Origin of the sequence: Aureimonas pseudogalii (assembly GCF_014196835.1) — a bacterium.
GTDB classification, from domain to species: domain Bacteria; phylum Pseudomonadota; class Alphaproteobacteria; order Rhizobiales; family Rhizobiaceae; genus Aureimonas; species Aureimonas pseudogalii.
Genome location: NZ_JACIEK010000009.1, coordinates 166,521 through 185,916, shown reverse-complemented (window position 1 = coordinate 185,916; position 19,396 = coordinate 166,521). Strand labels below are relative to the sequence as shown.

Annotated in this window: 14 protein-coding genes; 1 reads left to right on the top strand and 13 read right to left on the bottom strand. The window is 69.5% G+C overall.

The annotated features are described in order from the left end of the window. Nucleotides 1–136 precede the first annotated feature (136 nt). The 13 genes from GGR04_RS16135 to GGR04_RS16075 form a co-directional block, all read right to left on the bottom strand. Nucleotides 137–304 carry a hypothetical protein gene (locus GGR04_RS16135; RefSeq protein WP_183200940.1) on the bottom strand — a complete coding sequence of 56 codons (168 nt, stop codon included), beginning with the start codon at nt 302–304 and terminating at the stop codon, nt 137–139. Nucleotides 305–408: 104 nt separating this feature from the next. Continuing rightward, the gene (locus GGR04_RS16130) at nt 409–2,187 is read right to left on the bottom strand and encodes a glycoside hydrolase family 15 protein (protein ID WP_183200939.1); all 1,779 of its coding nucleotides are present in this window, start codon (nt 2,185–2,187) and stop codon (nt 409–411) included. 40 nt (nt 2,188–2,227) lie between these two features. Further along, a complete protein-coding gene (locus GGR04_RS16125) occupies nt 2,228–3,220 on the bottom strand; it encodes an SDR family oxidoreductase (RefSeq protein ID WP_183200938.1) in 993 nt (330 codons plus the stop codon). 98 nt (nt 3,221–3,318) lie between these two features. After that, complete coding sequence (locus GGR04_RS16120; protein WP_183200937.1) at nt 3,319–5,589, bottom strand: glycosyltransferase family 4 protein; 2,271 nt, start codon at nt 5,587–5,589, stop codon at nt 3,319–3,321. After that, complete coding sequence (locus GGR04_RS16115; RefSeq protein WP_183200961.1) at nt 5,589–8,771, bottom strand: glycosyltransferase; 3,183 nt, start codon at nt 8,769–8,771, stop codon at nt 5,589–5,591. The genes GGR04_RS16120 and GGR04_RS16115 overlap by 1 nt, the downstream gene beginning before the upstream one ends. 80 nt (nt 8,772–8,851) lie before the next feature. Next, nucleotides 8,852–11,116, bottom strand: coding sequence for a UDP-galactopyranose mutase (gene glf / locus GGR04_RS16110; RefSeq protein ID WP_183200960.1), 2,265 nt, complete (start codon nt 11,114–11,116; stop codon nt 8,852–8,854). Nucleotides 11,117–11,287: 171 nt separating this feature from the next. Then, entirely contained in the window at nt 11,288–12,484 is a 1,197-nt protein-coding gene (locus GGR04_RS16105) for a glycosyltransferase family 4 protein (protein ID WP_183200936.1), read from the bottom strand. A 166-nt stretch (nt 12,485–12,650) separates the two neighbouring features. Further along, on the bottom strand, nt 12,651–13,730 hold the full coding sequence (locus GGR04_RS16100; protein WP_183200935.1) for an ABC transporter ATP-binding protein: 1,080 nt from the start codon (nt 13,728–13,730) through the stop codon (nt 12,651–12,653). 13 nt (nt 13,731–13,743) lie between these two features. Then, complete coding sequence (locus tag GGR04_RS16095; protein WP_183200934.1) at nt 13,744–14,577, bottom strand: carbohydrate ABC transporter permease; 834 nt, start codon at nt 14,575–14,577, stop codon at nt 13,744–13,746. 5 nt (nt 14,578–14,582) lie between these two features. Beyond that, complete coding sequence (locus GGR04_RS16090) at nt 14,583–15,488, bottom strand: carbohydrate ABC transporter permease (protein WP_183200959.1); 906 nt, start codon at nt 15,486–15,488, stop codon at nt 14,583–14,585. A gap of 112 nt (nt 15,489–15,600) precedes the next feature. Next, complete coding sequence (locus GGR04_RS16085; protein WP_183200958.1) at nt 15,601–16,863, bottom strand: ABC transporter substrate-binding protein; 1,263 nt, start codon at nt 16,861–16,863, stop codon at nt 15,601–15,603. 34 nt (nt 16,864–16,897) lie between these two features. Beyond that, entirely contained in the window at nt 16,898–18,067 is a 1,170-nt protein-coding gene (locus GGR04_RS16080; RefSeq protein ID WP_183200933.1) for a PLP-dependent transferase, read from the bottom strand. Then, on the bottom strand, nt 18,064–18,729 hold the full coding sequence (locus GGR04_RS16075; protein ID WP_376769868.1) for a FadR/GntR family transcriptional regulator: 666 nt from the start codon (nt 18,727–18,729) through the stop codon (nt 18,064–18,066). The genes GGR04_RS16080 and GGR04_RS16075 overlap by 4 nt, the downstream gene beginning before the upstream one ends. 169 nt (nt 18,730–18,898) lie before the next feature. Between GGR04_RS16075 and GGR04_RS16070 the strand changes: the two genes are divergently transcribed. Beyond that, nucleotides 18,899–19,396 (top strand): ribonuclease H family protein, encoded by a 498-nt coding sequence (locus tag GGR04_RS16070; RefSeq protein ID WP_183200931.1) that lies wholly within the window; start codon nt 18,899–18,901, stop codon nt 19,394–19,396.

Genomic DNA, 19,396 nt, shown 5'->3' with positions numbered 1-19,396 from the left:
CGTGTTTGGTAAAAGGCGCCGCCGAGCTCGCACCGGGAAGGCCTTCCTTTCGCCCCCCGCGACGCTTCAAACGCCGACTTCTTCAACAGCCCCACAGCGCACCTGACGCATGGTAGCCTTGCGTCAGGTGCAATGCTCAGGCGGACGGCCGGTCGGCCGTGGGCGAGGACGGGCTCTGCCGCGGCAGGAAGATCCGCGTGCTCGTCTTGGCGGCGATGCTCGTGCGGGAACTGCCGAACAGCTCGTCGGTGTCGCGCGACCAGCGGGTGGCCGTGTCGGTGAGGTTGTCGCTCGAAGTGGTCATGATGTGCGTCTCCTTCGAGGAGAACGACTCCGTGGACCCGTCCAACGTTCCCCCCGAAGCGTGGGACAGAATGTCTTCAATGCTTGCGCGGCTACGAACGGGCCTCATTCCTCGCCCAGCGACGCCGCGGCGTGGATCAGCGCCAGATGCGTCAGGCCCTGCGGCAAATTGCCGAGCCACTCGCCAGTGTCGGCGTCGATCATCTCGGGATAGACGCCCTCGGCATCGAGAACGCCGAGCAGTTCGGCGAAGTCCTCCCGCGCCTCGTCACGCCGCCCGAGCAGCGCCTTGGCCTCCGCGATCCAGAAGGAGCAGGCGATGAAGCAGCCTTCCTCCGCGGAGACGCCGGTGTAGCGATAGTGGAAGGGGCCGGCGCCGAGCTCACGGTCGATCGCGTCGATCGTCGTCGACAGCCGGTCGCGCCCGTCGAAGCCGAAGCGCACCGCAAGCGCCAGCGAGGCGTCGAGATCCTCGCTCCCGGCATAGGCGACATAGGCCTGCTTACGCTCCGACCAGCAGTGCCCGTCGATCCATTCGGCCACGCGGTCGCGCTCGCGCGTCCATCGCGGCTGGCAGGTGGTGGGCAGGTGCCCGTCCTCCGCCATCTCGACGGCCCGCGCCAGCGCCTGCCAGCAGGAGATCTTCGACATCGTGTAGTGGCGCTGCTCCTCCAGCTCCCAGATGCCGGCATCGACCTGCCGCCAGCCTTCGGCGCATTCGTCGGCGAGGTCCGACAGGGTGCGAGCGGAATGATCGTCGAGAATGTTGCCGGCCTCCACGAAGCGGAACGCCACTTCGAAGATGTCGCCGTAGATGCCGTGCTGGTGCTGCGAGGCAGCGGCGTTGCCGATCCGCACCGGGCTCGAGTTCCGGTATCCCGGCAGGTCGATCTCGCGGTCCTCCGGCGGCGGATCGCCGGACAGCGTGTAGAAGACCTCGCTGCCGTGTTCGGCGAGGCGCTGGATCAGCCAGGTGAAGGCCGCCTTCGCCTCGGCGTCGGCGCCGATCTTGAGGAAGGCCTTGATCGTGTAGCCGGCGTCGCGCACCCAGGCGTAACGGTAGTCGTAGTTCTTGTTGCCGCCGATGCGCTCGGGCAAGGAGGTCGTCGCCGCCGCCGCGATGGCGCCGGAGGGGGAGTAAAGCAGCAGCTTCAGCGCCAGCGCGCTGCGCAGCACGGCCTCGCGATGCGGCCCGGCATAGCCGATGCGCTCGCTCCACTCGCGCCATTCCTTGTCGGACACGTCGATCCGCCGATCGATCTCCGCGATCGAGGGTACGACCAATGGCTCGTTTTCGCCGGCGACGATCGCCAACACCTCGCGCGAGCCCGGCCGTGTGACGATCTCGGCCTCGAAGGCGAGATCGTCCTCGCGCGACACCACCACGCCCTCGCTGCGCCGCAGAAGGCCGAGCACCGATCCGGCGTGGAAGACCGTGCCGTTGCGATTGGCGACGAGATAGGGCGAGCAGGTCTCAGCGCGCGTGCCGATGCGCATCTCCACTTGGAACCGGACTTCGCCCTCCAGCCCCTCGACGCGCCGGGCGAGTTCGCACCAAGGCAGGCGCCCCGCCGAGCCGCTGTTGATCGCCTCGGTGATCTTCGCCCGCCCGCCCGCGGTGGTGAAGACGGTCTCGTGAACGTTGCTGCCCTCGATATAGCGGCGCTCGGAGGTATAGGCGTCCGCCGGGGTGATCGAGAACCGCCCGCCCTCCTCGGCGCTCAAAAGCCGATCGAACAGGGGCGGCGAATCCATGTTGGGTACGCACCACCAGTCGATCGAGCCGTCGGCGCCCGAGAGGGCGACCGAGCGGCCGTCGCCGAGCGCAGTGTAGGATTTCAACGGTAGGTAGCCATCCTGACGGGCCGCATCGGTCTTTTTCATACGCAACGGACTTTCGAAATCGGAGAGACGGTCCATCCCGTCAGCGCCGCCGCAAGGCGCCGACGAGCGCAGCGGCCGCGACCGCCAGTCCACCGATGCCGCCGATGACCGCGATGTCGCGCTGGCGGCTGGTGACGAAGGTGTGGCGCGAGCCCAGCACCTGATCCGAGAAGGGACCGTCGATCACGGCCGAGCCGGGGCCGGGCTCGAAGAGATTGCCGGGCAGCTCCGGCATCGGCTCGTTGGAAAGCTGCCCTTCCCAGCCGCTGCGCGCCTGCAGGTCGCCGACATTGGGCCAGAGACGCTGCAGCACGCTCGCCATCATGGTCGTGCGTCCGACCCAGACGTCGCGGCGCGGATGCAGCGCGGTGAAAAAGACGGCGTTGGCGCAAAGGCGGGGATCGTAGACCGGATTGGGCGCGATCTGGCGCCGGCCGGTGCGGTTGCGCGCCCAGCCGCCGAACTGCGGCGTGTTCACCGCCGGGAGGAAAATGGTCGAGAGCGACACCGCGACGCCCTCGTGGTCGAGTTCGGCTCGCAGCGCATTCGTGAAGCCGAGCGCCGCCGCCTTGGCGCCGGCATAGGCGGACTGGAGCGGGAAGGGGCGAATGCCGAGAACCGAGTTGATCTGGATCACCGCGCCGCGACCACGCGGGCGCATGTGGCGCAGGGCCGCGAGCGTGCCGAAGACCTGTCCGTGATAGGTCACTTCCGTCACGCGCCGAAATTCGTCCATCGCGATCTCGCCGGCAGGCGAGACGAGCGTCGACATCGCGTTGTTGACCCAGACGTCGATGGGACCGAACTCGCGGGCGATCCGGTCGGCCGCCGCATCCACCTGATCGCGATCCGCGACGTCGGCCTTCACCGCGACGGCACGGGCGCCGAGCCCGCGAAGCCGCACCTCGACCTCCGCCAGCCGGCCCTCGTGCCGGGCGACGACGCCGACATTCCAGCCCTCGCGTGCGAACTTCTCCGCCGTCGCGAGCCCGATGCCGGCGGTTCCGCCGGTGATGACAACCGTGTTGGCCATTCTCGATCCCTTCATTGAAGGGATAGAAGGCCGAAGCACGCGCTTGGTTGCCGCAGTGCGGCGCGACGCATTGTCGTCGCTGGGCGTACGGTTCTGCGTCAGGCGCCGAAGAGCCGGCGCTGCCGGGCGAGTTCGCGCTCCACCGCCGGCTCGGGCACCCGCTTCGCGAGTTCGGCCGAGAAGCGCAGGAGGCCGTTCGGGCAGTAGCGATCGTCGTCCCAGCCGGGATGATCGAGCACGGGATAGAGGCAGATCCCCTCCACCGGCACGCCCGCCCGCATCGCCGCGCGCGTCTCGGCGCCGACATAGGCCAGCCATTCCGCCCGCCGATCGCCCTCGATGCCGGTCTCGGCGACGAAGATCGGGCGGCCGTAGCGGGCATGCGTCTCGGTCAGCATCGTCCGGAAGGGCTTGTAGAGGGGGTGGCCGATGTCGATCGGCGGCCCGCCGTGGATCCACTGGTTGTTGAAGTAGTAGTTGACGCCGACGAGATCGAGCAGCGCCTCGCGACCGCCGATCTGCGGCCAGGCGCGGCCGGCCAGCATGTCCCAGCCCTGGAACTGCGCCTGCCGGTGGCCTTCCGCATGCGCGGCCTCGTGTGGGCGCGAGGGGTCGCAGATCACGTTGATGACGGGGTCGGCGTGCACGAAGCGGGCGCGCGGGTCGAGGCGCCAGATCGCCTCCATCGCCGAGATGGAGGCGCGCGATAGCTGCACCTTCAGCTCGTGCGCGCGGCCATGCGCGAAGGGGTTGAGATAGCCGGCGTCGCCGCCGCCCCAGGCGAAGAAGGAGATCTCGTTCACCGGCGCGTAGAAGGGCGCGCCGTCCGTTTCCGCGCCGATCACCCGCGCCGCCTCGGCGGCGAAGCGGGTGAACCGCTCCACGAACTCGGGGCGCCAGATGTCGAGATCGTCCGGCCAGCCGTAGTGGAGAATGTCCCAGACGACCTGCGTGCCCGTCGCCTTCGCGGCTGCGAGCTGCGCTGCCAGGCTCGACCAGTCGTAGCGGCCGGGCTCGGGCTCGATCAGGTGCCAGCGCAGGCCGTCGCGCACCGTGGCGATGCCCTGCGCCTTCAGCGCCGCGTAGTCCTCGCGCGCGAAGCGATCGTGGTAGCTCGCCGCGATCATGTCGATCCGCCGCCGGTCGTGGGCGCGCCGGTGGGTAGAAGATTCGAAGCCGCCGTGGAAGAACGAGCGGAAGAGGCCGGGCACGTGGGCTGGGCGCCGCGTTTCGGCGCTCACCTCGTCGAGTAGCGACTGCCACTGCGCCACAACCACCGGCACGCCATACTCGCGCTCGACCTTCGCCCGCAGCGCCGCGCCAAGCCGTGTAGCGCGGGTGGGATCGGCGAGGAGGGACAGAACCGCCGTCGCCACCGCCGCAGGGCTTTCGTGATCGACGAAGAGGCCGCTGACGCCGTCCTCGATCTGCTGCAGCGTGCCGTTGTCGGCGGTCGCCACCACCGGCAGGCCGGCGGCGCCCGCCTCGACAACGACATGCGGCATGCCCTCGCCGCGCGACAGCCAGACGAAGACGTCGAGCGCGGCGAGAAGTTCGGGGATCTCGGTGCAGTCGCCGAGGAAGCGCAGCGCCGACCCTAGGCCAAGCGTGCCGGCGCGCGCCTTCAACGCTTCCGCATAGTCGGGCAGGAACGCGTCGGGCCCGCCTATCACAAGGAAGCGCGCGTCCGGGCGGGTCCGCAGGACGATCGCGGCGGCGTCGAGAAAGTCGTCGACGCGCTTCTTCGGGTCGAGCCGCCCGACCCAGCCGATCACCGGCGTGGCATCGTCGAGCCCAAGCGCGCGTCGCATGGGTCCGCGTGCGGCCGGATCGAAGGCGGCGAGATCCACCATCGAGGGGATCTCGATCGCATGCGCCTCGCGGCCGGGCATGCGCGAGGCCGCCGCGTCGCGGATCGAGCGGCAGACGCCGACATAGCGGTGGGTGAAGTGCTTGGGGCCGCCAAGCGCCTCCGACACCAGCCCGCCGTGCTCGATCAGCGCCGGCCGGTGGTGCAAGCGCTCGAGCGCGGGATAGATGTCGGCGACGTTCTGGCAGGAGACGACGATGTCGGCGCCGGCCAGCTTGCCGGCGAGATAGGAGACCGTGTCCTCGAAGGAGAGCGTGTAGGGCGTGCGGTCGACTGCGACGCCGAGCACCTCCAGCTGCTGGTGCGTCTGCTCGGGCATGCCCTCCTTTCGGAAGCAGGCAATGACCTCGATGCGGTAGCGTGCGGGGTCGAGGTGCCGCGCGAGCAGGCGCACCTCCGTCTCCTCTCCGCCCACCACCAGCCAGGCGAAGACGAAGAGGACGCGGATCGGCCCCGCCTCGTCCACGAGGGCCGCCGGGCTTCCAGCCAGTGCCGACATCAGTCGCGGACCTTGAACACGATCTGCAGGAAATCGGGCCGCTCCTCCACGAGGTGGCGCAGGAACGCCGGCGCCTCCTCGAAGGGCACGACATGGGTGATCATGTGCTCGGCGATGTCGCGCCCACGCGCGCCCAAGAGCCCGATCGTCTCCTGCGCCAGCCGCCGCTTGTTCCACTCGAAGGCAAGGCCGCGTGGCACGCGGTTGATCTGCGCGCAGCGGATGGCGAGGCCGTTGTGGTGGAACTCCTCGCCGAGCCGCACCGCCTCCGCGCCGCCCTGGTAGAAGGCGAGGTCGATCACCGTGCCCTGCGGGCGCAGTGCCCGGAGCGAGGCATGCAGCGACCGCGCGTCGGCGCGCGTCTGGAACACGAAGTCGGCGCCGCGGTCGCCGCCGCCATGGTGCCAGTTGGCCTTGGCGTAGGCCCAGGCCTCGTCCTCCTCCATCGCCCGGAAGCCGAGCGCCTCGATGCGCGCGCGCCGGAAGGGCGATGGGTCGGCGACGACGATCTCGGCCGCGCCCGCGCGCGCCGCGAAGAGCGCGACGAGAAGCCCGACGACACCGCCGCCCATCACGAGCACGGGGCGCCCCGTAACGCCCTGGCCGAGCCGCTCGACATGGGCGCCGGCAAGTTCGGCGTCGGCATGTAGCAGGCCGTTCGCCGCGATCGGGCCCATCTGCGCGACATAGATGCCGAGCATCGGGTCGATGCCGGCGGGCAACTTCACGAGGAGATCGTGGAACGGGTCGGCCGTGTGGCCGCTCTTGTGCGCGTAGGTGGAAGCGACGATCTCGCCTGGCGCGAAGCCCGGGGCGCGCGCCTCGGTCACGCGGGCGACCTCCATGTAGCCGAGGAACGGCACCGGAAAGTGCTGACCGGCCTCGCCCGGCACGAAGACGCCGCGCCCGCCGTCCCAGCGCGAATGCAGGTACGGATTGGTGTTCTTGTAGAAGGTGAGTTCGGTGCCGGCGGAGAAGCCGGTGTAGAGCGTGTCGAGCCGCACTTGGCTCTCGCCGGGCGGGCCTTCTTCATACTGGAAGTGATAGGCCTCGCCGGGCCGCTCGACGCCGAGCGAGCGGATGTGGCGGTGGCCGTGCGGCAGCTGGCCGGGCTCCGGACGCGGCGGAAACTGCAGCGGGGCGAGGGGCGCGCGCGTCGGCACCGGGGCCGTGAGATGCACGACCTCGCCGGTGCGCCCCGACTCCACCACGGCGAGCGCCAGCCGGTGCGTCGCGACGGCATCGGCATAGGTGCAGCGGATGCGGTTCTCGCCGCCCGCCACGGCATCGACGAAGTCGCGGTCCTCGCGCCAGACGGGATCGCCGTCGGCGCCGCGGACGGGGCGTCCGCGCCCGACATCCACCATGATCTCGCGGTCGGTCAGCTCGATCGCCAGCTTGTCGGCGAAGATGTGGAGCCCGACGCGGTGGTTCCAGCCGAGAAGGCAGGTGGAGGCGACGTTGGCGACCGTGCCGCTCGCGAAGGTGAGGCTGGCGGTGGAGGTGGTGGGCACGTCGAGCCCGGGGAAGTCCGGCCGTTCCTTGTGCGCGGCGCGGCCGTAGACCTCCGTCACTTCGCCGACGAGGAAGCGGGCGAGATCGAGAAGATGCGTCGCCTGCTCTACCATCTGGCCGCCCGAGCGGTCCTCGTGCCACCACCATTGCGGCGGGGGAGTCGAATCCAGCCAGTAGCCCGACAGCAGCTGCGCCGGGTTGTCCCTCAGGAGCGCGCGCGCCTCGTCCACCGTGTCGAGATAGCGCCAGTGGTAGCCGACGCCCGTGACGAGGCCCTTGGCCTCGATCTCGGCAGCGATCGCCTCGGCGGTCTCGATGTCGAGCGCCACCGGCTTCTCGACGAAGAAGGGCAGGCCGCGCGCGATGGCGGCGCGCTCCGGCGCGCCATGGGCGAAGGGCGGGATGCAGATATAGACCGCGTCGAGGGCGCAGGCGTCCATCATCTCGGCCGCGTCGGTGAAGGCGCGCGCGCCGAAGCGCAGCGCCGCCTCTTCCGCGCGGGCGCGGTCGGTGTCGGCGAAGCCGACGATCGCGACGTCCTGGAAGCCTTCGAGAATGCCGAGATGGCGGTGGGCGATGCCCCCGGCTCCGACGAAGCCGATGCGGATGGTCTTCATGTCTGCGTCCTGGATGATGTCATGAGAAGAGGCGCGGAGCCGGCGGTAGAGACCGGCGGTCTCCGCCGCCATGCGCGAGGCCTGGAAGTGCGTTTCGAAGCGTCGGCGCCCGGCCGCGCCGGCTTGGGCCAGCGCCTCGGGATCTTCGAGCGCTACGGCGATGGCGGCAGCAAGCGCCCGGGGATCGCCGGGGTCGGCGAGCCAACCGGTCTCGCCATGGATTATGGCCTCGTCGGTGCCGCCGATGCGGGTGGCCACGACCGGCAGCCCGGCGGCCATCGCTTCGATCGCCACCAACGGCAGGCCTTCGAACAGAGAGGGCAGCACGAGAAGGTCGGCGGCGGCCATGAGGTCGGGAACGTCGTCGCGCGCCCCCAGGAAGCGCAGGCGCGCGCCGAGCCCCAGCGTCTCGGCCTGCGCCGCCAAGGCGGTGCGCAGCGGACCGTCGCCGGCGACGAGGCAGAGCATGTCGCGCGCCACATGAGTCGGCAGGAGGGCGAGCGCGTCGAGGAGGACCGCGTGGCCCTTCTGCTCGGTGAGGCGGGCGACGCAGAGGAGGAGGCAGGTGTCCTCGGCGATCCCGAGGGCGGCGCGGGTGCTCGCCCGGTCGCGCCGCGCAAGGCGATCCGCGAGGCCGTTGCGGATGGCGGTGATGGCGCCGGGATCGACGCCGGCGGCCGCGAAGCTCTGCGCCGCGCTCATCGAGACGCAGATCACCGCATCGAGGCCGGCGACGGCCTCGAGATAGGCGCTGGCCTCGGCGGGGTCGGTGAGCACGAAGGGCAGGTGCTCGGTGCGCACGATCGGAAAGACGCCGACGGCCCGTCCGGCCTCCGCGATCCCGTGTCCCTCCCAGCCGATGCCGGCGTGGATATGCAGGAGATCGGGCCGCGCCAGCTCCAGCGCCGCCCGGAGCGAGGCCTCGTCGCCCACGGTGAGCGCCACCGCTGCGTGGCCGGCCCGAAGCGCCTGCGAGACGAGGCCGCTTCGCGGATCGGCGGCGATCGTCACGTCGAACTCGGCCCCGAGTTCCGCCGCCAGCGCCAGCATGTGGGCGCCGACGCCCGAGGGCACGAGGCTGTCGGTGGCAAGGCAGAGGCGCACGCGCGGCGCCTCGCCGCCCGCTGATCTCAAGTGGACGGCCCTGCCGGCACCGAGGACGACACGGGAACCGCGCCGGCCATCGGCGCGCGCTCGCACATCCGCCGGTAGGTCGCGAGCGCCTGCGCCACCACCTGGTCCATGTTGTAGTAGCGGTAGGTCGCGAGGCGGCCGACGAAGCTCACGTCCGGCGTCGCCCTGGCCAGCGCCTCGTAGCGCCGGTAGAGCGCCTGGTTCTCGTCGCGCGGCACGGGATAGTAGGGATCGCCCTGGTCGCTCGGGAATTCGTAGGAGACGCTGGTCTTCGGGTGGCTCTGGCCGGTGAGGTGCTTGTATTCGGTGATGCGGGTGAAGGCGACGTCCTCGCCGGGATAGTTCACCACCGCCACCGGCTGGAAGGTCTCGCGCTCGTGCGTCTCGTGCCGGAAGTCGAGGCAGCGATAGGGCAGCTTGCCGAAGCGGTGGTCGAAGAACTCGTCCACCGGCCCGGTGAAGACGGTGTGCCCGACCTCCACGCGCTCGCGCACGTCGCGATAGTCGACCCCGGTGCGCACGGTGATGTTGGGGTGGTCGAGCATGCGCGCGAACATAGCGGTGTAGCCGCCCGCCGGCATCGCCTGGAAGCGATCGAGGAAGTAGCGGTCGTCGGTGTCGGTGCGCGTCGGCACGCGCGCGGTGACCGAGCGGTCGAGCTCTGAGGGGTCGAGCCCCCATTGCTTGCGCGTGTAGCCGCGGAAGAAGGTCTCGTAGAGTTCGCGCCCGACGCTCGACACCACCACGTCCTCGGAGGTGCGGATCTCCGCGACGGGCTCGGCGCGCGCCGCGAGAAATGCCTCGGCTTCCGCGTCGGTCGAGAGGCCGAGCCCGTAGAGCTCGTTGAGCGTGGTGCGGTTGATGGGGACCGGCAACAGCTGGTCGCCGACACGCGCCAGCACCCGATGCTCGTAGGGCCGCCACGCCGTGAAGCGCGAGAGATAGTCCACCACCATCTGGCTGTTGGTGTGGAAGATGTGCGGACCGTAGCGATGGACGAGGACGCCTGCGGCGTCGTGATGGTCGTAGGCGTTGCCGGCGATGTGGTCGCGCCGATCGACCACCAGCACGCGCTGGCCGGCATCGGCCGCCAGCCGCTCGGCCAGCACCGCGCCTGCGAACCCGGCGCCGACGACGAGCGTGTCGAACCGCTCGCGCCGCGCAGGCACGCGGGTCGGCACGCGCGTCGCGTCGTTCGCCGCATGGGCCCTGGTGATCTTCGCGGCGGTGACGGCGTCGCCGACGATCGCCGCCATGCGCGCCTGCGTGCGGTCCCACGAGATCTCCGCGAGGGTCCGGTCGGCGGCGTCGCGCCATGCGCCATCGGGCGACAGCGCCAGCGCCGCCTCGCAGGCCGCGACGAAGCCGGCGGCGTCGCTCGCGATCGCGCAGCCTTCGAGGTCTCCGTAGTGGCGGATGACGTCGGCGATGCCGGTGGAGACCACGGGCCGCCCGGCCGCCAGATATTCCGGCGTCTTGGTGGGGCTGATGAAGCGCGTCGCCTCGTTGATGGCGAAGGGCATCAGCGCGACGTTCCAGCCTGCGAGATAGGCGGGCAGCTCGTCGTAACGCTTGTTGCCGAGCCAGTGCAGGTTGGGCGCGCGCGGAAGCTCGGCGGGGTCGAGCTTGGCCACCGGCCCGAGCATCACGATCGTCCAGTCCGGCCGCAGCGCCGCGACCTCGCGGATGAGCGCCAGGTCGAGCCGCTCGTCGATGACGCCGTAAAAGCCCAGGATCGGCCCGGAAAGTCCTGCCTGATCGGCCGGGGCCGGCAGATCGCGGTCGCGCGCCCGGCCGAAGTGGTCGGCGTCGACGGCGGAGGGGAAGGCGTGGATGTTGGAATGGCGGTGGCGCTTGGCCTCGTAGAGGCTCCAGCCGCCGGTGAACACGGCGTCGGCCCGCGCCAGGAGCGCCGTCTCGCACTCGACGAGGCGCGGATCGGCGAAGCGGAAGCCCGTTAGCTCGTCCATGCAGTCGTAGACCACGGCTGCCGCCTCGACGCCGTCGGCGAAGGCGAACATCATCGGCGTGTAGAACCAGAGCACCGGCTGGCTGCGGCAACCCGTCTCCACCAGCATGTCGAGCAGCCCGCGCAGCGCGGTCTCACGTTCCTCGACGCCCCACCAGTGCGGTAGGCGGGGGCGCAGCGCGATCACGCCGTCGGCGGGGAAGGGGTGGTATTCGAGATAGGGGAGAGGGTGGTCGCAGGGGATGAACTCCTCGAACACGAACACCGTCCGCTCCCTCGCGAAGCGCCGCATGAGGTGCTGCGGCCGCTGCGTGACGAAGTCCCAGCGCAGATGCGAGAAGCAGATGATCGGGTTCGGCGTCGGCAATCCGCCATCACCGGCGGTGGCCGCCCGACGGGTCGGGGCTTCGGGCATCGGTGACGGCAATGGGAACCCCTCGTGATCTCGGATCAACTGCGCGTCTTACGTTCGGTTCCGCGACGCAACAACGGCGCGCAGGGGTTCGATTGCTGCGGCAAGACGCCCCACCGTGTGCGGCCACGCCCAGCGGTCGAGCACCGCTTGCCGCGGATCGGTGGCGCCGGGCTCGTCCAGCATCTCCACCAGCACTTCGCCGAAGCGCGTCGCCGGCGCGGCGCGGCCCGTTTCGGGCTGGATGTATTGGAGACCGCAGGCGAGCCGCTCGTTCGCGAGCACCGGCAAGCCGGCGAGCATGTATTCGGTGAGGATCGCCGGGGCCCCGTCGTCGACGCCGCAGACTATGCCGATGCGGGCCTCGTTCATCAGCGCGTTGACCTCGGCGAAGGGAACGCCGGGCGGTCCGACGAAGGTGACGTCGAGCCCGCGCTCGCCGGCCTCGCGCCGCAGCGCCTCGCCCATCTCGCCATAGCCGCAGACGCAGAGCGCACTCAGCCGGCGCGGCGCGTTCGCCAACGCGTCGAAGAGAAGGTCGTGGCGCTTGTAGGGCTGGGCCGCCGCGACATAGACGACGTCGTAGCGTTTCGGGTGCCCAAGCGGGCGGAACGTCTCGGGATCGGCGAATTCCGGCCCGATCGGCATGACCGCGCAGGGCATGCCGGGATGAAGGGCGCGCACCTCCTCGGACTGCCATTCGGCGCCGGTCAGCACGAGATCGAAATGGCGGCTGACCTCGGGTGGCACCCGCAAGGACGGCGCGTCGATCGAATTGTAGATGCGCACGCTGCCCTTGCAGGCCTTGAGCAGGCGCTCGTCCACTCCGAGGCCGAGCACCACGAGGATCTCCGGCGCGCCGAAGCGTTCGACATGGGCGAGCATGTGGGCGGAGGGGAAGGGCGCGCGGTCCTCGTCCAGCCGGAAGACGCGGCGCGTCAGCCAGGGCGCCTCGCGGCGCGGCGCCGGCACGTCGTCCGAGCGGGCATGGTGCCAGATCTCGGCGCGATCCACGAGCCCAGCGCGCACGCAGGCGAGCGGAAGACGTTCGAGATAGCCGCCGACCACCGCGACGTCCTCGCGGCTCCAGGCGTCGTTCTCGGTGGCGGCCGCGTCGGCGGCGATGTCCGCCGCGGCGCGCGCGGTCAGGTCGTTCGGGGAGAGATCATGTGGCGGCCAGCCCTCCACGAGATCGCCGACCACGACGATCGACCGCGGGCGGGAACGGGAAGCCGCTTCGTCTGGCATGCGCAATCTCGACCTCGTGCGGGCTCTTGCCCGACATCGGGACCATCTCCGGACTTTGCCGGTCTCGGCCACCGCCGTGCCACTGCTCGTTGTTTAGCTGGGCACCGAAGCCGCTGCCTTCGTGCCGATCGTCGCGTCGGCGCGACGTTTCGTCACACGGCGTCCGTCAGTTCAGGCGGGCACCGGTGCCGGGCTCGAACAGGTGCAGCCGGTCGGCGGGCAGCATCAGCGGCACCGTCTCGCCGGCTCGCAACGGGCTGAGGCCCGCGACGAAGACCTTCATCGAGACGCCGCCGAGATCGGCATGGACGATGGTGCCGACGCCGGTGGGCTCGACCAGTTCCACCGGGCACTCGACGCCCGAGCCGCGCGCGGCCTCGCCGATGACGACGTGTTCGGGCCGGATGCCGATGGTGAGCTCGGCGTCGCTCGCGCTACGCGCGCCGCCGGGCAGCGGGATGCGACGTTTCTCGCCGAGATCCAGCCAGGCGTCGTCGCCGACGCGGTGGATGCGCCCGGTGAAGAAGTTCATCGCGGGCGAGCCGATGAAGCCGGCGACGAAGCGGTTGGCCGGGCGCTCGTAGAGGTCGAGCGGCGTGCCGATCTGGCGGATCTCGCCACCCTCCATCGCCACGATCCGGTCGGCCAGTGTCATCGCCTCGATCTGGTCGTGCGTCACGTAGATCGAGGTCGCGCCGAGGCGGGCGTGCAGCTTCTTGATCTCGGCGCGCATCTGCTCGCGCAGGCGCGCGTCGAGATTGGAGAGCGGCTCGTCGAAGAGGAAGGCCTGCGGGTCGCGCACGATGGCGCGCCCCATGGCGACGCGCTGGCGCTGGCCGCCGGAGAGCGCTTTCGGCCGGCGCTCGATCAGCGCGGTGAGGCCGAGCGTCGCGGCGGCGCCCGAGACGGCGCCGACGATCTTGTCCTTGGCGGTCTTCCGCAGCTTCAGCGCATAGCTCATGTTGGCGCCGACGCTCATGTGCGGATAGAGCGCGTAGGACTGGAACACCATGGCGAGGTTGCGGTCCTTCGGCGCCATCTCGTTGACGCGCACCCCCGCGATGGCGATCTCGCCGTCGGTGACGTCCTCCAGCCCGGCGATCATGCGCAGCAGCGTGGACTTGCCGCAGCCGGAGGGGCCGACCAGCACCACGAACTCGCCGGAGCGAATCTGCAGGTCCACCGATTTCAGGACGGAGATCGGGCCGTAGCTCTTCTGGACGGCGCGGATGTCGATGGTGGCCATGACGGGAGGTCCCTCAGCCCTTCACCGCGCCGGCCGTGAGGCCCTGCACGAGGAAGCGCTGGATGAGGAGGAAGAACAGGACGGCGGGAATGAGCGCGAGGATGCCGGCGGCCATCATCTGCCCGAAATCGACGCCGAACTTCGACACGAAGGAAAGGAGCCCGACCGGAAAGGTCGAGGCGTCGACCTTGGAGATCAGCATCAGCGCGAAGAGAAGCTCGCTCCAGGCGGCGGTGAAGACGAAGCCGAGCGTCGCGGCCATACCGGGCAGCGTCAGCGGCACGATGATCTGCCGGAAGGCGGTGAAGCGGCTGGCGCCGTCGATCATCGCGGCCTCTTCGAGATCGCGCGGGATGCCGTCGAAGAAGGACTGCATGAGGAAGATCGCGAAGGGCACGTTGAAGGCGGTGTAGACGACGACGAGGCCGGTGAGCGAGTTGGTGAGCCCGAGCGGCGCCAGCATCTTGAAGATCGGGGCGATGAGCATCACCAGCGGGAACATCTGGGTGACGAGGAGCAGGCCAACGATCCAGAGCTTGCCGCGAAACTGGAAGCGCGAGAACGCGTAGCCGCCGAAAGCCGCGATCACCGTGACGATGGCGGCGGTGGAGAGCGAGACGATCACGCTGTTCTGGAAGAAGAGCGGGAAGTTCGAGGCCTTCAGCACGAAGGCGAAATGCTCGAAGCTGATCCGCGAGGGCCACATCCGCACCCCCTCGGAATACATCAGGTCGTTCGGCGTCAGCGACACCTTGAGCAGCCAGAACAGCGGAAACAGCGCGAAGACGATGAAGGCGAGGATCGCGGCGCGGTGGGCGATCGCTCCGGCGAGGCGGCGGGTGCGCATGGCGGTCAGTCCTTCCGCAGGAGCATCTGGCGCAGGCTGACGAGCGCGAGTGAGTAGACGAGAAGCAGCGCCAGGAGCACGAGCGAAATCGCCGAGGCGTAGCCGAAGTCGAGCTTTCGAAAGGCGGTGGTGAAGATGTAGCTCGCCACGATCTGCGTGCGGTCGGCCGGGCCGCCGCCGGTCATCACCACGATGAGATCGGCGAAATTGGCCACCCACACGGTGCGCAAGAGCACCGTGATCGCCATGGTCGGCGCGAGGAACGGCAGGGTGATCGACCAGAACTGCTGCACGCCGTTGGCGCCGTCGATCGAGGCGGCCTCGTAGAGATCTTTCGGGATGGATTGCAGCGCGGCCAGCATGGTGATGGCGAAGAAGGGAATGCCCCACCAGACGTTGGCGACGATCGGGCCCCACATGGCGGTGTCGGGATCGGCGAGGATGTTGGTCGGGGCACTCATCAGCCCGAGCGCGAAGAGCCAGTGCGGGATCGGCCCGACCACCGGGTTGAACATCCAGGCCCAGTTGAGGCCGGAGAGGAAGGTCGGCACCGCCCAGGGCAGGAAGACCAGCGCCTGCGCGATGCCGCGCCCGGCGAAGGGGCGGTTGAGGAGCAGCGCGAGGATCAGCCCCAGCGTGAACTGCAGGAAGACCGAGGAGGCCGTCCAGAACACGGTGTTCTTGAGCGCGACGGCGAAGTTGCGGTCGGCCGCCAGCGCCTGAAAGTGCTTGAGGCCGACGAAGCCGCCGCTGAACGGATTGAGGAGGCGCATGTCGCGGAAGGCGTAGGAGACGCCGATCGCCAGCGGCACCAGCATGACCGCGAGGATGAGGATCAGCGCGGGCGCCGAATAGAGATAGGGCTCGGCGTTGCGGGCGAGGCGCTGCAGCGGCGTGCGCCGGTCGCGCATCGGCAGCGATTGGGGGGCGGCGGTGAGGGTCACGGCGTCTGTCCCGTCGAGAGGCCCGGCGGTGCGGGAGAAAAGCGATGCGGCAGGGCGACCCGCCGCATCGCGGGAGGGCTCACTGCGCGGCGAGGAACTTCTGCTGCGCGGCCGTCAGGTAGTCGGCCCATTCCTTGCCCATTTCCTCGGGCGTGATCTCGCCGAGGAGCGCGCGCTGCGAGGAGGTCGGTACGAGGCTGTCCTTGAAGAAGGCGAACTCCTCGAGATAGCTCGGCAACGGGGTCGGGACGGTGTTGGCGTCCTTCAACTCGTCGAACCAGCCTTTGAACTTGTCGGTGGCGTAGAAGGGGTCCTTCTCGGCGGATTTGAGCGCCGGCAGCGCGCCGGTGCGCTTGTTCCAGGCGACGTTGCCCTCGGTGCCCTCCAGCGCCTCGATCAGCTTCCAGGAGAGGTCCTTGTTCTCGGAGGCCGCGAACATCGACCAGCCGGCATAGCCGATCACCGGATAGGCCTTGCCGGACGAGCCCTTGGGCAGCGGCACCACGCCGTAATCCTCGGGCTTCATGCGCTCGTCGATGGCGATGAGCGCGTCCGGGTCCTGGTTGAGCATGGCGCAGGTGCCCGAATAGAAGCCCGCCACCGTCTCGTTGAAGCCCCAGGAGATCGAGTCCTTCGGCGCGAGGCCCTGCTTGTAGTAGTCGATGAAGAACTTGAGGCCGGCCACCTTGTCGGGATCGGCGAAGGTCGAGGTGCCGTCGTCCTTGAAGAACGTGTTGTCGCCGGACACCGCGTTGGCGAAGACGGTCCAGTCGTTCAGGCCGCCGCGCGCGCCGCGCAGGCAGTAGCCGTACTTGCCCGGCAGCGCCGAGACCTTCTTCGAGGCCTCGAGGAACTCGTCGATCGTGGCGGGCGGCCCGGCGACGCCAGCCTCCTCGAACAGCTTCTTGTTGTAGAACATGGCGCCCATGTAGAAGCCGTAGGGCAGCATGTAGGCGGTCTTGCCGTCGACCTGGCGGCCGAATTCGAGCGCGCGGTCGTTGAGATCGGAAGCGCCCTGCCACTTGGCGAGATAGGGCTCCAGGCTCTCCAGCGCGCCGTTCTTTGCGTAGAGCGCCACCCAGGTGTCGGGCATCTCCATCACGTCCGGCGTCTCGCCGGCCGAGACCATCGTCGCGAACTTCTCGAACGCCTCGCCCCAGGGCAGCGAGGTGATCTCCACGGTGACGCCGGGATTGGCGGCCTCGAACTTCGCCACGATCTCCTTCAGCGTCTCGGTGCGCGCCGGCGAGGTGATGACCTCGGTCAGCTTCAGCGTGGTGGCCGCCATCGCCGTGCCGGAAAGGAGCAAGGTGGCGAGCGATGCGGTGATCAGGGATTTCATCATGCCGGTCGACCTCATGTCGGGGTTGGAAGTTTCAGGCGAGCGCCGCTTGGATGGCGGTCTGGAGATCGGCCTTCAGCGCGTTGGCGCCCTCCAGGCCGACATGGAGGCGCACGGAGCGCGGGTGGATGCCGAAGGCATGGCCGGAATTCGGTCCCTGGTTCTGCGACAGCACGACCTGGCCGGGCACGCAGAGGCTTTCATGGCCGCCCCAGGAGACGCCGAGCTGGAACAGCTGCAGCATGTCGGCGAAGCGCGGTACGTCGATCCCGTCCTTGAAGGTGAAGGAGAAGAGGCCGGAGGTGCCGGTGAGACCGGCGGGAAGCGCGTTGAGCAGGCCGGGATGCTGCACCGACTCCACGGCGTCATGGGCCTTCAGCCAATGCGCGACGTCGAGCGCGTCCGCCTCGTGCGCTTTCATGCGTAGCGGCAGAGTGCGAAGGCCGCGCACCAGCAGCCAGGCGTCGAAGGGCGAGAGCTTGCCCCCGAGATAGGGATAGGTCTGCGCGCGGATCTCCCGGATATGGGCCTTCGAGCCCGCCACGACGCCGGCCACCACGTCGGAATGGCCGCCGAGATACTTGGAGGCCGAATGCACCACGAGATCGACGCCGAGCGCGATCGGGTTCTGGAAGACCGGCGTCGCCCAGGAATTGTCGATGATGGTGAGAACGCCGTGGGCCTTGGCGAGCGCGGCCAGCGCGCCGACGTCGTGGGCGTCCATCACCCAGCTCGTCGGGCTCTCCATGTAGAAGAGCTTGGCGCCGGGCAGGGCCTTCGCTACGGCGTCCTCGTCGTGGCCGTCGACATACTCGACCTCGATCCGCATGCGCCGCAGCAGCGTCTCGAACAGGCGGTAGGCGTCCGGGTAGACGTGGCGCACCGCCACGATGCGGTCGCCGGGCTCCACGAAGGCGAGAACGGTGGAGGAGATCGCCGCCATGCCGCTGGCGAACCCCATCGCGTCCTCGGCGCCCTCCAGCGCGGCGAGCTTGTCCTCGAAGATGCGGACGGTGGGGTTGAGGCCGCGCGTATAGGTCGGGCGGGTCTTCAGCCCCTTGTAGGTCTCCTCCATCTCGGCGTAGGAGCCGAAGGTGAAGAGCGAGGTCTGCACGATCGGCGGCACCACCGCCTCGTAGGGGTTGTGCTCGTCATGGGCGAGGGCGAGCGATCGGCGTTCGGCCGCGGTGAGGGCGTCCGTCATTGCGACATGTCCTTGATGTCTTCCTCGACGATGGCGAGGATCGAGAGCGTCTTGGCGCGGGCCGTCTCGGCGTCGCCGTCGGCGATGGCGTCGAAGAGCTCGCGGTGAAAGGGGAAAGACCGGGCCGCGAAGTCCGGCCGGTCGAAGGGCTTGGCGAAGAAGCGCTCGAAGGCGCCGCGCATCTGCTCAAGAAGCTGGCCGAAGAGCGGATTGCCGGTGGCCGCGTAGATCGAGAGGTGGAAGGCGAGGTCGGCCTCGCCCGCCGTGCCCTCGGCGTGGTGCACGGCCTCCATGTGGTCAAGCCGCCGCTCCATCAGCGCGATGTCGTCCGGCCCGGCGCGGCGGGCTGCGAGCATGCTGGCCTCGACCTCCAAGCCGCGCCGTACGTCCAGCGTTTGCAAGAGGGCGTCGCGAAGGATGCCGGTGTCGAAGGACAGCGGCATGTGCACGGTGGAGGCCGAGATCGGCCGCAGCAGGTAGGAGCCGCTGCCCTTGCGCGTCTCCACCATGCCGAGCGCCTGAAGCTGGCGGATCGCCTCGCGGATGGTGGAGCGGCCGACGGCCAGCGCCTGCATCATCTCGCGCTCGGCCGGCAGGCGGTCGCCGGGCTTGAGGTCGGAGCCGCCGACGAAGGCGCCGAGTGCCGCGAGAACGTCGCGCATCCGGTCCACTGGCGGGAGCCTTTCCAATCCGTCCATGCGTGCGATTCGACCCTCTGAATTGGTCTGACATCTTGCAGGTTGGCTTTAGACCGTCAATCCTTGAGCATGCCCGTTTGTTATGCACTGCAAGAGTGTTGGACGGGACGCTGGATGCAGGCGAGAAGCGGGCATGTCGTCACCGACCGATCCCGCCGGACCTCTCGTCTTCCGCTCCGCTCCGGTGGTGCGCCTCGTCATTCACGTCGACGGCTCCTGCTTCGGTCCTGCGGGGCCGGGCGGCTGGGCGGCGCTGATCGACCGGCTCGATGCGCAGGGGCATGTCGTCGATCGCGTGGTGATGACGGGCCGGGAGAGCCCGAGCACCAACAACCGGATGGAGTTGGCCGGCGCGATCGCCGCGCTCGCCGGGTTTCCGGCGCTGCCCGCGACGATCGTCAGCGACAGCCGCTATCTCGTCACCGGCATCACGCAATGGGTCGGCCCCTGGCGGGCGCGGGGCTGGAAGAACGGGCGCGGGCGGCGCGTCGCCAATCGCGATCTCTGGCGCGAACTCGACGCGCTGGCGACCGGCCGCGATCTCGAATGGGTGTGGACGAAGGGCCATGCGGGCGACCCCGCCAACGAGGCGGCCGACGTGCTGGCCCGCGCTGCCGCCGGCGGGGCGTGA

Coding starts and splice junctions, on each gene's coding strand:
- GGR04_RS16070 (WP_183200931.1), top strand. CDS start 18,899: ATGTCGTCACCGACCGATCCCGCCGGACCTCTCGTCTTCCGCTCCGCT.
- GGR04_RS16075 (WP_376769868.1), bottom strand. CDS start 18,729: ATGCGCGACGTTCTCGCGGCACTCGGCGCCTTCGTCGGCGGCTCCGAC.
- GGR04_RS16085 (WP_183200958.1), bottom strand. CDS start 16,863: ATGAAATCCCTGATCACCGCATCGCTCGCCACCTTGCTCCTTTCCGGC.
- GGR04_RS16105 (WP_183200936.1), bottom strand. CDS start 12,484: ATGCCAGACGAAGCGGCTTCCCGTTCCCGCCCGCGGTCGATCGTCGTG.
- GGR04_RS16130 (WP_183200939.1), bottom strand. CDS start 2,187: ATGAAAAAGACCGATGCGGCCCGTCAGGATGGCTACCTACCGTTGAAA.
- GGR04_RS16135 (WP_183200940.1), bottom strand. CDS start 304: ATGACCACTTCGAGCGACAACCTCACCGACACGGCCACCCGCTGGTCG.
- GGR04_RS16080 (WP_183200933.1), bottom strand. CDS start 18,067: ATGACGGACGCCCTCACCGCGGCCGAACGCCGATCGCTCGCCCTCGCC.
- GGR04_RS16120 (WP_183200937.1), bottom strand. CDS start 5,589: ATGTCGGCACTGGCTGGAAGCCCGGCGGCCCTCGTGGACGAGGCGGGG.
- GGR04_RS16090 (WP_183200959.1), bottom strand. CDS start 15,488: ATGCGCGACCGGCGCACGCCGCTGCAGCGCCTCGCCCGCAACGCCGAG.
- glf (WP_183200960.1), bottom strand. CDS start 11,116: ATGCGGCGCTTCGCGAGGGAGCGGACGGTGTTCGTGTTCGAGGAGTTC.
- GGR04_RS16095 (WP_183200934.1), bottom strand. CDS start 14,577: ATGCGCACCCGCCGCCTCGCCGGAGCGATCGCCCACCGCGCCGCGATC.
- GGR04_RS16115 (WP_183200961.1), bottom strand. CDS start 8,771: ATGCTGGCGCTGGCGGCGGAACTCGGGGCCGAGTTCGACGTGACGATC.
- GGR04_RS16125 (WP_183200938.1), bottom strand. CDS start 3,220: ATGGCCAACACGGTTGTCATCACCGGCGGAACCGCCGGCATCGGGCTC.
- GGR04_RS16100 (WP_183200935.1), bottom strand. CDS start 13,730: ATGGCCACCATCGACATCCGCGCCGTCCAGAAGAGCTACGGCCCGATC.